The organism is Streptococcus sp. P25B114 (assembly GCF_053010325.1).
The window spans coordinates 1-13806 of the sequence record NZ_JBRKNW010000029.1; the positions used below are offsets into that span (position 1 = coordinate 1).

15 protein-coding genes are annotated in these 13806 nt (G+C 44.4%); 6 read left to right on the forward strand and 9 right to left on the reverse strand.

The window, feature by feature from the left end:
• Nucleotides 1–164: 164 nt before the first annotated feature.
• From rpiA to ACVC7T_RS10510, 6 genes are all read right to left on the reverse strand, one after another.
• On the reverse strand, nucleotides 165–839 hold the full coding sequence (gene rpiA, locus ACVC7T_RS10485) for a ribose-5-phosphate isomerase RpiA (RefSeq protein ID WP_447262915.1): 675 nt from the start codon (nucleotides 837–839) through the stop codon (nucleotides 165–167).
• A 23-nt stretch (nucleotides 840–862) separates the two neighbouring features.
• Nucleotides 863–1405: a DJ-1 family glyoxalase III gene (locus ACVC7T_RS10490; protein ID WP_105122533.1), complete on the reverse strand. Its 543-nt coding sequence runs from the start codon at nucleotides 1403–1405 to the stop codon at nucleotides 863–865.
• The gene (locus ACVC7T_RS10495; RefSeq protein ID WP_447262916.1) at nucleotides 1402–2640 is read right to left on the reverse strand and encodes an FtsW/RodA/SpoVE family cell cycle protein; all 1239 of its coding nucleotides are present in this window, start codon (nucleotides 2638–2640) and stop codon (nucleotides 1402–1404) included. Before ACVC7T_RS10495 ends, ACVC7T_RS10490 begins: the two co-directional genes overlap by 4 nt.
• A 194-nt stretch (nucleotides 2641–2834) precedes the next feature.
• The gene (locus ACVC7T_RS10500) at nucleotides 2835–3095 is read right to left on the reverse strand and encodes a type B 50S ribosomal protein L31 (RefSeq protein ID WP_105110411.1); all 261 of its coding nucleotides are present in this window, start codon (nucleotides 3093–3095) and stop codon (nucleotides 2835–2837) included.
• A 111-nt stretch (nucleotides 3096–3206) separates the two neighbouring features.
• Entirely contained in the window at nucleotides 3207–4235 is a 1029-nt protein-coding gene (locus tag ACVC7T_RS10505; protein ID WP_447262917.1) for an FAD:protein FMN transferase, read from the reverse strand.
• Complete coding sequence (locus tag ACVC7T_RS10510) at nucleotides 4222–5166, reverse strand: DHH family phosphoesterase (RefSeq protein WP_447262918.1); 945 nt, start codon at nucleotides 5164–5166, stop codon at nucleotides 4222–4224. Before ACVC7T_RS10510 ends, ACVC7T_RS10505 begins: the two co-directional genes overlap by 14 nt.
• A gap of 95 nt (nucleotides 5167–5261) precedes the next feature.
• Between ACVC7T_RS10510 and ACVC7T_RS10515 the strand changes: the two genes are divergently transcribed.
• The 4 genes from ACVC7T_RS10515 to ACVC7T_RS10530 all read left to right on the forward strand — a co-directional run bounded on the left by ACVC7T_RS10515 (nucleotide 5262) and on the right by ACVC7T_RS10530 (nucleotide 7664).
• Complete coding sequence (locus ACVC7T_RS10515) at nucleotides 5262–5723, forward strand: flavodoxin (RefSeq protein ID WP_172074291.1); 462 nt, start codon at nucleotides 5262–5264, stop codon at nucleotides 5721–5723.
• Nucleotides 5724–5860: 137 nt separating this feature from the next.
• The gene (rpsN, locus tag ACVC7T_RS10520; protein WP_447262919.1) at nucleotides 5861–6130 is read left to right on the forward strand and encodes a 30S ribosomal protein S14; all 270 of its coding nucleotides are present in this window, start codon (nucleotides 5861–5863) and stop codon (nucleotides 6128–6130) included.
• An 81-nt stretch (nucleotides 6131–6211) separates the two neighbouring features.
• Nucleotides 6212–6487 (forward strand): chorismate mutase, encoded by a 276-nt coding sequence (locus tag ACVC7T_RS10525; protein ID WP_105160574.1) that lies wholly within the window; start codon nucleotides 6212–6214, stop codon nucleotides 6485–6487.
• Nucleotides 6480–7664 (forward strand): chloride channel protein, encoded by a 1185-nt coding sequence (locus ACVC7T_RS10530; RefSeq protein WP_105110416.1) that lies wholly within the window; start codon nucleotides 6480–6482, stop codon nucleotides 7662–7664. Before ACVC7T_RS10525 ends, ACVC7T_RS10530 begins: the two co-directional genes overlap by 8 nt.
• A 209-nt stretch (nucleotides 7665–7873) precedes the next feature.
• Here ACVC7T_RS10530 and ACVC7T_RS10535 read toward each other — a convergent pair whose 3' ends face one another.
• Nucleotides 7874–8548, reverse strand: coding sequence for a hydrolase (locus tag ACVC7T_RS10535; RefSeq protein ID WP_105160575.1), 675 nt, complete (start codon nucleotides 8546–8548; stop codon nucleotides 7874–7876).
• A 235-nt stretch (nucleotides 8549–8783) separates the two neighbouring features.
• Nucleotides 8784–9785 (reverse strand): catabolite control protein A, encoded by a 1002-nt coding sequence (gene ccpA / locus ACVC7T_RS10540; protein WP_283241320.1) that lies wholly within the window; start codon nucleotides 9783–9785, stop codon nucleotides 8784–8786.
• A gap of 204 nt (nucleotides 9786–9989) precedes the next feature.
• Here ccpA and ACVC7T_RS10545 point away from each other — a divergent pair, with 204 nt between their 5' ends.
• A complete protein-coding gene (locus tag ACVC7T_RS10545) occupies nucleotides 9990–11075 on the forward strand; it encodes a M24 family metallopeptidase (protein WP_447262920.1) in 1086 nt (361 codons plus the stop codon).
• Nucleotides 11076–11510: 435 nt separating this feature from the next.
• Here the strand turns inward: ACVC7T_RS10545 and tgt are convergent, their stop codons facing one another.
• Nucleotides 11511–12653: a tRNA guanosine(34) transglycosylase Tgt gene (gene tgt, locus ACVC7T_RS10550; protein ID WP_105110421.1), complete on the reverse strand. Its 1143-nt coding sequence runs from the start codon at nucleotides 12651–12653 to the stop codon at nucleotides 11511–11513.
• A gap of 140 nt (nucleotides 12654–12793) precedes the next feature.
• On the opposite strand from tgt, the gene ACVC7T_RS10555 reads away from it, so the two are divergent.
• Entirely contained in the window at nucleotides 12794–13648 is an 855-nt protein-coding gene (locus ACVC7T_RS10555; protein ID WP_447262921.1) for a DUF975 family protein, read from the forward strand.
• Nucleotides 13649–13806: the final 158 nt, after the last annotated feature.

Sequence of the window (13806 nt, forward strand, 5' to 3'; positions counted from 1 at the left end):
GTTGGTTTTGTATGCACTTTTTACACTAAAATTTAGTCCAAAATAAAACAATTTCCTTATTTTGACTATTGAACTCAAAATATTTTTCGTCAAATACCTTGATAAGCTTGACAAACGGTAGAAAAAAAGCTCTCATTTTATAAAAAAATGAGAAGCGTTTTCAACTATTCTTTAGTAAGGATTTTGGGACCTTCTGCTGTTCCCACGATGACTCTTGAAATCAAGTTGATGAAGAGACCGTGCTCTACTACTCCAACTGTGTGGTCCAGTTCATTGGCCAAAGCAATCGTATCCAAAATTCGTTGCAAATCCAGGTCAATGATGAAATTCTGCATATCGGTCACCAATTTCTGGCCGTCCTTCATACGGAAACTTGGACGATAGCCCTTCTTCTCAAACAGTCGGAAAAGATTTTCAGAACCGTATTGAACCACTTCAACCGGCAGTTTGAAGGCTCCGAGTGTTTCCACTAGCTTGCTTTCATCGACAATCCAGATAGAGTCCTTGGAATAGCTGGCAACGACCTTTTCCATGAGCAGGGCTGCACCGCCACCCTTGATGCCGTTAAAAGCTCCGTCTACTTCATCTGCTCCGTCCACCGTCAAATCAACATAATCCACCTCATCAATATTCTTCAGAGGAATCCCCAGTGAAGCAGCGTGTTTCGCTGTGGCATGCGAAGTCGTCACACCGATAATGTCCAGGCCTTCTTCCTGTACCCGGCGACCGATTTCCTGGACGAAATAATAGGCAGTCGATCCTGTTCCCAGGCCCACAATCATCCCGTCCGTGACAAATTCAGCTGCCTTAATCCCAACTTGTTCTTTCAAATTTGACATAGTTTACTCCTTTGCTTTCTTAACTAGCCCTGTTGGTAAACCATGGTCTGCGCAAGTGCTTGACCGTCACCACCCAGCAACTCAACCAGTTTATAGGCAAATGGCAGACTGGTTCCGGCACCTCGACTGGTCACGATATTGCCATCGACAACCACCTCATCCGTCTGGTGAATCCCTGAGGCAATCTGCTCTTCCATGCCTGGATAGCAGGTAAAATGACGGTCCTTGAGAAGCTCCGCTCTCTCTAAAACAATGGGTGCCGCACAGATTGCTGCCACAAATTTACCAGCCGCAGCTTGAGTTTTCAATTCCTCAATCAAACCAGAATGGTCACGTAGATTGGTCGCCCCTGGCATACCGCCTGGCAGGACAATCAAATCATAGGCTGACAAATCGCCATCAAAGACAGAATCAGTCTGAACAGGAATCCCATGAGAACCTGTTACCGTCTGGCTGGTCAAACCAACCATCTGGCAATCCATATTGGCCCGACGAAGGACATCAACCGGTGTCAGGGCTTCGATTTCTTCAAAACCTTCTGCAAATAAAACCGCTACTTTTTTCATTTTTCCCTTCTTTCTACACGCTTTATCGTGATTTTCTTATAGGATGATGCTTGGCGAGTCTGAGCCTCGTCAAACAAGGTAAATTGGTAACTCATGGATAATATCAGGCCAATGCCAATCAAGTTGGAAACCATAGAAGATCCACCCTGAGATATGAAAGGCAAGGGAATCCCGGTCAGAGGCAAGATACCTGTTGCTGCACCGATATTTTCAAAGACGTGAAAGAGCAACATGACAATGAAACCTGTCGAAATATAGGTGTAAAAACGATTGTTGGACTCGACAGTTATTTTCAGCATGCGATAGATCAAGAGCAGATAGAGCGCAATGACCACCGAGGCTCCGATAAATCCAAAATCTTCTGCAATAACTGTGAAAATCATGTCACTTTCGCGAACAGGAATCAGCAGATTGGTTTTATTGATCCCGATACCCGTCAGACCGCCACTGCCAATCGCAATCAAGCTTTGGGCTTGCTGATAGGTCGTTGATTGGGCATTTTCAAAGGGATCTAGCCAGCCCAAAATTCGGTTGATTTGATAGGTGTCCATCCCCAGATTATGAAGGAAGGATCGCCCACCAGGACTGATGAATATCATCAGAAAAACTCCGACCAAGACGACAGCTGTCAAGACAGCTGGTAATAAAATTTTCCAGGAAATTCCCGACAGGAGCAACATGCCACCGTATATGGCCACGAAAACCAAGGAAGTCCCCAAATCTCGCTGTAGATAAAGCAAGCCAAGGACTGGCAAGGTCAAGAGGGTCAGAAAGGCAATCAGACGAAAATCTTCCTTTAACTGCCGCACTGGATTCCGCTGTTGAAAGCTGACAATCAATCTAGCTGACATGACAATGTAGGAAATCTTCATGAATTCCGACGGTTGAAACAGTGTCATATCACTGACCGTTACCCAGTTTTTAGCCCCTGTAGAGGCAACCAGCTCTGGACTAAAATAATAGAGAGGCAAAATCATCAATCCCAGTCCCAGCATGTAAAGAAGCGGAGCCATTTTCCATAAAAACTTATTGGAAAAGAACATAACTAGGAAGGCCAAACCGATACCTAAGGCAATCCACAGCAGCTGCTGGCCGACTATCCGCACCAGGCTTTCCGGAAAATCAATGCTAACGGCTATATAGAGGGATAAGATACCTATCAACAATAGCAAAAATACAGGTAATATCAGACCGTAATCAATCCGATTATCTAAATCAATCTTTCGAGTGCTCATGTCTCCTGCTTTCTAAATCTAATCTTCTACTATTATAGCAGAAAATAACGCACCGTATTTTATCAAACCCAAGATTCCTATCAAAAATCGCAGATGCGGCTGGCTAACTACAGTCTAGAGCAATCAAAATGGCAATCACGCGCACAAAAAAGCCCTCTCCGAAACTCGGAAAAGGCTTAAAATCAATGTTTCTCTTAGTTCGCAGCGTTTGCGTCTTTGAGACCGTATTTTTTGTTGAACTTGTCCACGCGGCCGTCTGCTTGAGTGAATTTTTGACGTCCAGTATAGAATGGGTGTGAATCTGATGAAATTTCCACACGAATCAATGGGTAAGTTTCACCTTCAAACTCAACAGTTTCATTAGAGTTCTTAGTAGAACCGCTAAGGAACTTGTAACCAGTAGTTGTGTCCATGAAGACAACAGTGCGATATTCTGGATGGATATCTTTTTTCATTATAAAAATTCCTTTCTGCCATGGTCTCTTTCCGAGCCATAGATTATAACCATTTAAGTTTACCAAAAGTTAGGCAGACTTGCAAGTCTTTTCCCCTATTTTCTCAACATTTTACAAAGCAGAGGCTCCGGAGGCCACATCCGAGGCCACACGCGCCCCAAAACCGCCTCTTGAAGGGCTGGCCAAACCGTCTGACAAATGCTGTTTCCTAGCCACAACCCTGTCCACCAATCCCGGCGTCACAAAAACCTTGCCATCCAGGCCAATCAGCACAGCCTCAATACCCTCCGTCTGGCAAACCGTCCTATAAATCTCAGCCATGGACTGACCAAAGAGACGTGTGGTCCAAATCTCGCCATCGACCGACCGCTTGGAGACAATGGAAATACTGGCCAGTTCAGAGGCAATGGGATAGCCTGTCTGCGGACTGAGGATATGGTGATAGGTCTTACCTTCAACCGTTAGGCTCCTTTCGTAAATGCCAGAGGTGACCACCGATTCTTGAATGATTCGCAGAACCAAGATGTTCTGCCCTCGTTCTTTTCCAGGATCCTGAATACCGATTAGCCAGTTACCATCAGGATTATGAGGTGCCTGTCCAAATGTCTTTACATTGCCACCCAGGTTAATCAAGCCAGCAGTCACACCCATTCGCTCTAAAAATTCGACGATGCGGTCTGCCACATAGCCCTTGGCTAAGGCTCCCAGGTCAATGGCCATGCCCTCTTTTTTCAGATAGACCAGCATGTCCTCATCGTCCAATTCAATATCAGCTGGGTCAATGATAGCCAGCTTTTCATCAATTTCTTCCTGACTAGGCAGCTTGGCATCGGAAAAACCAATCCGCCAGGTCTGGACCAGCGGACCAATGGTGATATTGAGAAAACTCTTGTCAGCCAGGCTGTGTTCCTTGCCCAGCTTGATCAGTTCGTACAAATCCTCTGCAACAGGAACCGCCTGTACACCTGCATTGAGATTGACTTCCATAAGTTCCGAAGTCAGGTCATTGGCTGAAAAACGGTCCTTGTACAGAATAAGGAGGTTTTCCACCTGGTCTAAAATTGGCTCAGGATTCTCATGCCAAATCTTGGTTTCAATGACCGTCCCCATGAGACGGACGCTTCTGCTACTTGCTTGCATCTCGGACAACCTGCTGGATTTCTTGATAAATGGCTTCATTTTCGGCTAGGGAATAGGAATTAGCACCGCTGGCTAATGGATGCCCCCCGCCGTCATGTCGCTGGGCAATAGCCGAAATAGGAATATACTTGCTGCGGAGACGGACACGGTAGTTACCATCTGCTTGTTCCACAAAAATCCCCCAGGACTGGACATCACCGATACGACCCGGAGCGCCAACGATAAAGGAGGTTTCCGCATCTGTCACGCCGTATTTTTCAAGAGTGGTGCGGGTCAAGGTCACCCGAGCAGCACCATGTTCATCCACCTCTAAATTGTCGTAGACATAGCCTGTCAGCTTGGCAATCTTGTAGTCAATGGTGTCCATTTGGCGGCTCATCCGGGTAAAATCAAAGTCCTCCTGACGCAGGCAGGCCGCAATTTCAAAGGTGCGAGCAGTCGTCGCAGGGTAAAGGAAACGACCCGTATCACCGACAATCCCTGCGTAAAGCAGGCGGGCGATTTCCCCGTCTAGTTTGAGGTTGTTGGCCAGAGCAAACTCCGTAATCATTTCGCTACAAGAGCTGGCAGCTGTGTTGACCCAGAGCAGGTCACCGTAAGGCTCTTCGTTTGGATGGTGGTCGATTTTGATGAGAAAATCCCCAGTGGTATATCGATTGTCATCCACTCGCGGCGTATTGGCCGTGTCTGTCACGATGACCAAGGCTCCGTGATACTCCTCATCTGCGACTGAGTCCATGCTATCCAGCCAAGCCAGGGTTGGTTCATCCACACCTGTCGCCTTGACGTTTTTTTCAGGAAAATTGGCCTGCAATAATTTCTTCAAACCCACCTGACTACCAATGGCATCTGGGTCTGGCCGCTGGTGACGGTGAATGATAATAGTGTCGTACTTCTTAATGGTTTCTAAAATATCTGTAGTAATAGTCATAGCAACTCCTTTCCCAATATTTTAGCACAATCTCCCCCTTTTGAAAAATAAGGGAGTGTGGTATAATGGGATTACTATGTAACTTGGAGGAAATTATGGCACTAGCAAAAATTGTTTACGCTAGTATGACTGGTAACACAGAAGAAATTGCGGATATCGTAGCTAGCAAACTAGAGGAATTAGGTTTGGAGGTACAGGTTCATGAATGTACCACTATTGAGACGGAAGAAATCCTAGATGCTGACTTAATTGTCGTTGCGACCTATACCTATTCTTATGGTGGCGACGGTGAATTGCCAGATGAAATCATTGATTTCTACGCTGACCTAGCTGACCTGGACTTGACTGGTAAGGTCTACGGTGTCTGTGGTTCTGGCGATACCTTCTATGATGATTTCTGTAGTGCGGTAGATGATTTCGACACTATGTTGGGGTCACGTGGTGCGGTCAAAGGTGCTGAAAATGTCAAGGTAGACCTGGCTGCTGAAGATGAGGATATTGTTAACCTTGAGCAATTCGCAACTGACCTTGTTGCAAAATTAGATACTTTGAATTAATTGACAAACAGACTGGCTTATCAATAGGTCTAGTCTGTTTTCTTTTAGCCAATTATTAAGATTGTACACCTATTGTTTGCAATCTTTATTTTTTTGATATATAATTAACTGGTTAAGTTTTAAAAAAGGAGAATTTTATGGCTAAAAAATCAAAAATGTCCCGCTATCAGAGGCAATTGGAATTAATCGAACGTTACGCAGATTTGCGAAAAAGTCTCAAAGAAAAAGGGGACTACCAAGCACTCAGAAAATTGCCTCACGACTCAAATCCAAATCGGCTGAAATACCGCGACAGGACCGATGGCCGTCCGCATGCTTATATGCGAAAATTCGGTGTGAGTCGGATTACCTTCCGTGAATTAGCCCATCTTGGTCAACTCCCTGGGGTTAAAAAAGCAAGTTGGTAAACATTCTTAACAAGGCTGGTTTTCCGCCTTGTTTTTTGCTATACTAAAAACCAACTGAAACAATCTTTGGAGGAGTTAATAATGGATTTAGACATGATACGTTCACAAATTAATCAGCTTGATGAGGAACTTGTTGCACTATTGGAAAAACGAATGGAACTTGTTGATCAGGTCACAGCCTACAAACGTGCGACTGGAAAGCCAGTCCTGGATGCCAGCCGCGAACAAGCTGTTCTAGATAGAGTCGGTAGCCTGGTGGAAAATCCAGCTTACCGCTCTGCCATTGTCGCGACCTTCAGCGACATTATGGCCCGGTCCAGGGCCTACCAGGCGGAAAAATTGGCTGACTATGAATAACAAGATTTCACGCACTGGACAGCTCAGTCTCTTTTCCCTTATCATTGGTCTCGCCGCAGGAGTGATTGAAACAATTTTTGGCAGAGTCTTGTTGGCTATAGGCACTATCCGTACCGATTACTTCTCCTACCTCATTCCCTTGCTCAGTCTTGCTGGACTTCTCATCATCTTTGTCTATCAAAAATGGGGGAAATCCGTCCAAGCTGGGATGAATTTGGTGTTTCAGGCAGGACAAGGACAAGACACCACTATTCCCCCTATTCTAATCCCACTGATTACCACAACCACTTGGCTGGGACATCTGGTTGGCGCATCAGTAGGACGCGAGGGGGTCGCTGTTCAATTGGGTGCCAGCATATCGCACTGGCTGGGTAAGCTCTGGAAAAGCGCACTTCCTAAAGACACTATGACGCAAATTGGGATGGCTGCTGGCTTTGCTGGGCTCTTTCAAACGCCTTTGGCAGCTAGTTTATTTGCTGTCGAGGTCTTGGTGGTCGGGAGCATTTCTTGGGTTGCCCTGCCTTACTGTCTCCTTGCTGCTATCATCGCCTCTTCTACCTCGCATTGGCTAGGCTTAGAAAAATTCAGCCATTCCCTGTCAGCTTTTCCCTTTCAATTTGAAGATCTATTCAAGTGGATGTTAGTGGCCATCTGTCTCGGACTGATCGGCAACTGCTTCGCTTGGATCCTCACACATGCCAAAGCAGAAATATCTACTTTTCTTCCCAATCCTTACTGGAGAATGCTTGCACTGGGCTTGTTGCTCTCGCTCTTTCTCTATTTAGCACACCTCGGTCGCTATTCTGGTTTAGGGACTAATTTAATTGAGGCTAGTCTATCTGGAAATACAATTTTTGCTTATGACTGGCTACTCAAGTTGGTCTTTACCTGCTTGTGCTTAATTGCAGGTTTCCAAGGCGGTGAAGTCACCCCACTCTTTGCCATCGGTGCAAGTGCAGGACTTGTTTTGGCACAGTGGCTTGGTCTCCCACCAGAATTGGTTGCTGCACTAGGTTATTGCGCTGTATTTGGCACTGCGACCAATACACTCCTTGCTCCTATTTTGATTAGCTACGAGGTATTCGGTTCTGCCATTCTTCCATTTGCCCTACCTGTGCTCGGAGTCGCTTATTTCCTCAACCGTAAACAAACCATCTACGGGCAACAAATTCATTGAATAGATAGAAAAGTCTGATTAGTAGGCTTTTTTCTTTCTCAAAATTCAAAAAGAAACGCTGATGTTACAACGTTTCTCAAGTCATATCTATCTCCCCTACTGGAATCGAACCAGTAACTAATTCTTAGGAGGAATTTGTTATATCCATTTAACTAAGGGAAGGTTACCCTTCTATTGTAACCTAGAAGGGAAAGGATTGCAAGACTGGATTAGTCTGCTGCGTGCTTACGGTATTTTTCCATTTTGGCTTTGAACAATTCCCCATTGCTAGGTGCCGTGTAGGTAACCGCATTCGCTCCAGCCTCGATGACTGCGCGAATGCTGTCTTCGGTCGGACCGCCTGTTGCAATAATCGGAAATTCGGGGAAATCCTGACGAATCTTGGCCACAACCCGCGCAGTATCTGCTCCACAGGAAACATTGAGAATATCAACACCAGCCTCAATCCGGGCCTTAATATTTGATTTCTCAGAAACTACCGTATAGATGATAGGAATATCCACAACCTTGTTGATTTCCTGTATAGTATCGACATTGGTCGGACCATTGACAACAACTGCATAGGCACCTTCTGATTCGGAAAAGAGGCTCATATTAGCAGAGCGGAGACCTGTGGTCAAGCCACCACCCACACCTGCAAGTACAGGAACAGAAGCTACCAGCATGATGCTCTTAAGTATAGCTGGGCTAGGCGTAAAAGGATAGACTGCTAGTACAGCGTCCGCATTATGATTGGCAATAATCGCAACATCCGTCGTAAACAAAATCGAGCGGATTCTGCGTCCGTAAATCATGATACCACTACATTCTTTGATAATATTAGGCATCTGCACAATATCCTGGCGCAAATCTGACAAGATTGACGGTGGAACTGGCTTGGTCATAGGTCACCTCCATTTTTATATTTTAGAACATCAAGACTAGTCGCAAAAGGAAACTCCCCATCTCAGCAAGAACATTTCCCATCCTTAGCTGAAAATTGAAAACCTGATGTCCACTTACACTCTAGCCTAGTTAGATTTCGGTTTAATAATATTCATTATAACACATTTTTATCAGGAATAGGAAGCTATCCCTGAAAAAATCAAAAAATCCGGAAAATCGTCCGGATCCTTTGAACTATTTGGTAGATTTGCGAACCTTAATGCCGTGATTCAGAATGACTTCACGGTTTTCCAATTCTTCCTTGTGCATGATTTTGGTTAGCATCCGCATGGCAATGGCACCAATATCATACAATGGCTGATTGATAGAAGTCAGGTTAGGTCTTGTAAACTTGGTCACCAGTGAATCATCGCTTGTGATGATTTCAAAATCTTCTGGAACACTGAGACCCTTGTCTGAAATACCATTCAAGAGACCGGCTGCAATTTCATCTTCTGCCACCAAGGCTGCCGTCGCACCTGCGTTCAAGATACGTTCAGCAAGGGCATAGCCTTCTTCATACTTATACTTAGATTCAAAGACCAGGCCTTCGCTAAAGTCCAAGCCCGCTTCTTGCAAGCCATCCTTATAACCAGCAAAGCGGACCTTGCCATTGATATCATCAACCAACGGTCCAGATACAAAGGCGATTTTCTTGTTATTTTTAGCCAACAGGGTAACCGCATCCTTGCTTGCTGCAGCGTAGTCAATGTTTACGCTCGGCAATTGTTTTTCCAAATCAACCGTACCAGCCAGAACAATCGGTGTACGTGAACGAGAAAACTCCGCACGAATCTTATCTGTCAAATGGTAGCCCATGAAAATGATACCATCCACCTGTTTTGAAAAGAGGGTGTTGACCACATTAATCTCTTTTTCATCGTTCTCATCGCTATTGGCAAGGACGATATTATACTTATACATATCGGCAATGTCATCAATCCCCTTAGCCAGGGTTGCAAAGTAAGCGTTAGCAATATTTGGGATAACCACACCAACAGTCGTCGTCTTCTTGCTGGCCAAGCCACGGGCAACGGCGTTAGGACGGTAATCCAAGCGCTCGATGACCTCTAAGACTTTTTTGCGGGTATTTTCCTTAACGTTCTTATTTCCATTGACAACGCGGGAAACGGTCGCCATAGAGACCCCGGCTTCGCGGGCAACGTCATATATCGTTACCGTATCATCAGTATTCAACATATTTGTGTTTCCTTTCATCTTTCTTTTTCTATGAAAATTACGCTTTCACTCTCTTATAGTGTATCACTTTTTGTAAACACTTTCAAGAGAAAAATAGGACTTTTTTCGCTAGGACTTGCAAATTTTTTGATTTTTTGAAACAATAGTCCATATAATAAACGAAAATTTCATTTTTCTTATCATCAAAAGAAAGGTATGCCTATGTCTAAATTACAATATGTGCAAGATTACCTAGAAAACAATCAACTTGAATTGGCCATTTTCTCAGATCCTTCCAGTATCTACTACCTGACCGGCTATCACGCTGACCCACACGAACGCCACATGTTCCTCTTTGTCATGCCAGACCATGAACCGCTCCTCTTCCTACCAGCTCTCGATGTCGAGCGCGCTCGTGCAACTGTTTCATTCCCCGTAACTGGCTACATGGATTCTGAAAATCCTTGGAAAATCATCCAGGCAAGTCTGCCAAACAAGGCCTTCAAGACAATCGGTGCTGAATTTGACAATATGAATTTGTCCCGCTACCATGGTCTTCAGTCTATTTTTAATCAGCCTTTCTCGGACATCACTCCGCTGATCAATACCATGAAATTGATTAAATCCCGCGATGAAATTGATAAAATGTTTATCGCAGGTGAATTTGCGGATAAGGCCATGCAGGTCGGATTTGACAACATTTCCTTGAATGTCACAGAAACCGACATTATCGCCCAGATTGAATTTGAAATGAAAAAACAAGGCATTTCAAAAATGAGTTTCGATACCATGGTCTTGACCGGTGATAATGCAGCTAATCCTCACGGCATTCCCGCTACTAATAAGATTGAAAACAATGCCCTGCTTTTGTTTGACTTGGGCGTAGAAACGCTAGGCTACACTTCTGATATGACACGGACAATTGCGGTCGGTCAGCCTGATCAATTCAAAAAAGACATTTACAATCTCTGTTTAGAGGCCCACATGGCAGCTGTCGAGATGATTAAACCCGGTGTGACTGCTGGTGAAATTGACTACGCTGCTCGCTCTGTTATTGAAAAATCTGGTTATGGTGAGTATTTCAACCACCGCCTGGGCCACGGTTTGGGAATGAGCGTTCATGAATTTCCATCTATCATGGAAGGCAATGATTTGGTTATTCAAGAGGGCATGTGTTTCTCTGTTGAGCCAGGTATCTACATTCCGGGCAAGGTCGGCGTCCGCATTGAGGATTGCGGTCATGTGACCGAGAACGGTTTTAATGTCTTTACCAAGACGCCGAAAGAACTCTTGTATTTTGATGTATAAAAAGAGAACCTCCTACTATTTTGTAGGAGGTCATTTACTTACCTATTTTTTTAGAAAAGTTGTTAATAGTCGAAAAGCATGGATCATTAGAATAACAAGAATAGCAATAACATTGATAAAAAGTGGTATTATTACGAAAGCAAGTCCATATATAGCAATGATAGTTGCATCTTCTATCTCAGCTCTGTTACTCAAGTACATCATATATAAATAGCTGGATGCCAAAATGAAAAAAATAACATAAATACCTTTGGTCCAATAGTGATATAAAAATCTATAAATCAAGGCATTTCCAACTAGCGTAGCAATAATAAGTAGTAAAATTAGCCAGGTTTCGACTAAATAAAGGAGCCAAAATATGAAAGGGAGACTCATCGATACCAACAAAGTCCCTAATATCAGACCCGCTCTTTTAAGAATTACATTCATACTTGATTAAAAATTTCGACCATTTTTGCCGTAGCCATATTTTTCCATAAAGTCCTGACGGAATTCGAGCAGGTTATCGTCCATGATAGCCTGACGAACATTTTTCATGAGGTTAATCAAGAAGAAGAGATTGTGGTAGCTGGTCAAGCGGATACCAAATGTCTCGTCGGCCTTAAGTAAATGACGGAGATACGCACGTGTGTAGTTTTTACATGTGTAGCAATCGCACTCTGGATCTAATGGTGTAAAGTCCTCAGCGAACTGAGCGTTTTTAACCACAAGACGTCCTTGACTGGTCATGCAAGTTCCATTACGTGCAATGCGTGTTGGTAGTACACAGTCAAACATATCAACCCCACGAATCACACCATCAATCAAGCTATCTGGTGCTCCAACACCCATGAGGTAACGAGGCTTGTTTTCCGGCAAAAGCGGCGTTGTGAAATCCAAGACTGCATTCATCTCATCATGGGTCTCACCGACAGCCAAACCACCGATGGAATAGCCCGGAAAATCCATGCTGACCAGGTCGCTAGCTGATTGGCGACGGAGGTCTTCAAAACCAGCCCCTTGGACAATCCCGAAGAGCCCTTGGTCATGCGGGCGACGGTGAGCCTTTAGACCACGCTCCGCCCAACGGCTGGTCCGTTCAATGGACTTCTTGACATAGTCATACGGTTGGTAGAATTGCGGGCATTCATCAAAGCTCATCATGATGTCAGAACCAAGATTATTCTGGATGGAAATGGCTTTTTCCGGCGACAGGAACATCTTACTACCATTGAGATGGTTTTTAAAGGTCACACCTTCCTCGGAAATATTGCGGCTATCTGCCAGCGAATAAACCTGGAACCCGCCCGAATCTGTCAAAATCGGCTGGTCCCAATTCATGAATTTGTGGAGTCCACCGGCACGCGCAATCAGCTCATCACCAGGACGAAGCCAGAGATGATAGGTATTGGACAAAATAATGCCCGACCCCATTTCTTTCAGCTCCTCAGGCGACATGGTCTTGACCGTCGCTTGCGTTCCCACTGGCATAAACATAGGCGTTGGGAAGGTCCCGTGTGGTGTGATAATCTCACCCAAACGAGCACCTGTGTGCTTTTCTTTCTTGATCAAGCGATACTTGATTGGTACATCTGTCATATATATTTACCTCCTACCAGGAAAAACAGTCCTGGGAAAATCAACAGGGCTCCGCTGAGCCTGCAACTAATCTAGTCTATCAAAATTTACCTTTCTTGTCACTTGAAACTGTGTTAAAATATGGAGGAAAGGAAGGCTTTATGTTTACACTATCATCTATTCGCCAAAAAGCTCGCCTGAGCCTGAGAAGGAATCCTACTAGCTTTAAAATCGTTTTACTTCCTGTCCTTCTCACTCTGCTGATCAATCTATTTACAAATTCTCAGACAGATATGGAGCGTGTTGCAGACATTAGCCAGGACACCCAGGCTAGCATTTATTACCTACTGTCCATTTTAGGATTTACAAGCTTCTACAGGTTGCTCCTTGCCCTTCTGCTGCTCTCCGTCTCCTACAGTCTATTCCTATTGATGTTGGGCAAAAAAGCGACAGGGAAACTTTCTGATAGCCTAGCTATCTTCAGCCATCCATCATTTGGAAAATTCTTGGCGGTTTTCAGTTTAAAAACAATCCTGCTCATTCTCTGGAGCTTGATTTTCTACATCGGTGCCTTCTTGCTGCTAGGGTCTAGTATCCTCATCGGCAACCTGTCCGCAGAACTGCTTCAAGCCAACTCGGTTGAAGTACAGGAAAGCCTGACTGGCATGATAGCTATCAGCTTTTTGGTTTTTATTGCTGGTTTGTTCCTGGTCTGCATTGGTCTGGCCATCTATTTGCCACAGGTCTATGCCTATTCCCAGGCTGAGAACATTCTCTTCCAACGCTTGGAAGCGGACACTTATACCAGTGCCAGAGCCATTTTGAAGGAAAGCCGTCAATTGATGAAGGGCTACAAATGGAAACGATTCCTCTTGGATTTGAGCTTCTTGGGATGGTTTATCTTGACCATTATCACTAGCGGACTTGCGGATTTCTATGTTCTTCCCTATCACAAGACTGCCCAGATTTATTTCTATCAGGCTATTCTGGAAGAAAAAAGTACCAAATCAATATAATTCGACCATTCAAAAAGCGATGTCCGCTCACTGAACTGCACCCCAAAAGTTAGACACAAAATCTAACGATTGGGGTGTTTTTCTTATGAAATTAAGTTATGAAGATAAACTAGAAATATATGAGCTAAGAAAGAGTGGCGTGTCGTGGGTCAACCTTA

Excerpts from the sequence above, each read along its gene's own strand:
- tgt (WP_105110421.1), bottom strand. The coding sequence starts at position 12,653 with ATGACAGATGTACCAATCAAGTATCGCTTGATCAAGAAAGAAAAGCAC.
- rpsN (WP_447262919.1), top strand. The coding sequence starts at position 5,861 with ATGGCTAAAAAATCAAAAATGTCCCGCTATCAGAGGCAATTGGAATTA.
- ACVC7T_RS10490 (WP_105122533.1), bottom strand. The coding sequence starts at position 1,405 with ATGAAAAAAGTAGCGGTTTTATTTGCAGAAGGTTTTGAAGAAATCGAA.
- ACVC7T_RS10495 (WP_447262916.1), bottom strand. The coding sequence starts at position 2,640 with ATGAGCACTCGAAAGATTGATTTAGATAATCGGATTGATTACGGTCTG.
- ACVC7T_RS10500 (WP_105110411.1), bottom strand. The coding sequence starts at position 3,095 with ATGAAAAAAGATATCCATCCAGAATATCGCACTGTTGTCTTCATGGAC.
- ACVC7T_RS10555 (WP_447262921.1), top strand. The coding sequence starts at position 12,794 with ATGTTTACACTATCATCTATTCGCCAAAAAGCTCGCCTGAGCCTGAGA.
- ACVC7T_RS10530 (WP_105110416.1), top strand. The coding sequence starts at position 6,480 with ATGAATAACAAGATTTCACGCACTGGACAGCTCAGTCTCTTTTCCCTT.
- ACVC7T_RS10525 (WP_105160574.1), top strand. The coding sequence starts at position 6,212 with ATGGATTTAGACATGATACGTTCACAAATTAATCAGCTTGATGAGGAA.
- ACVC7T_RS10535 (WP_105160575.1), bottom strand. The coding sequence starts at position 8,548 with ATGACCAAGCCAGTTCCACCGTCAATCTTGTCAGATTTGCGCCAGGAT.
- ACVC7T_RS10515 (WP_172074291.1), top strand. The coding sequence starts at position 5,262 with ATGGCACTAGCAAAAATTGTTTACGCTAGTATGACTGGTAACACAGAA.
- rpiA (WP_447262915.1), bottom strand. The coding sequence starts at position 839 with ATGTCAAATTTGAAAGAACAAGTTGGGATTAAGGCAGCTGAATTTGTC.
- ACVC7T_RS10505 (WP_447262917.1), bottom strand. The coding sequence starts at position 4,235 with ATGCAAGCAAGTAGCAGAAGCGTCCGTCTCATGGGGACGGTCATTGAA.
- ACVC7T_RS10510 (WP_447262918.1), bottom strand. The coding sequence starts at position 5,166 with ATGACTATTACTACAGATATTTTAGAAACCATTAAGAAGTACGACACT.
- ACVC7T_RS10545 (WP_447262920.1), top strand. The coding sequence starts at position 9,990 with ATGTCTAAATTACAATATGTGCAAGATTACCTAGAAAACAATCAACTT.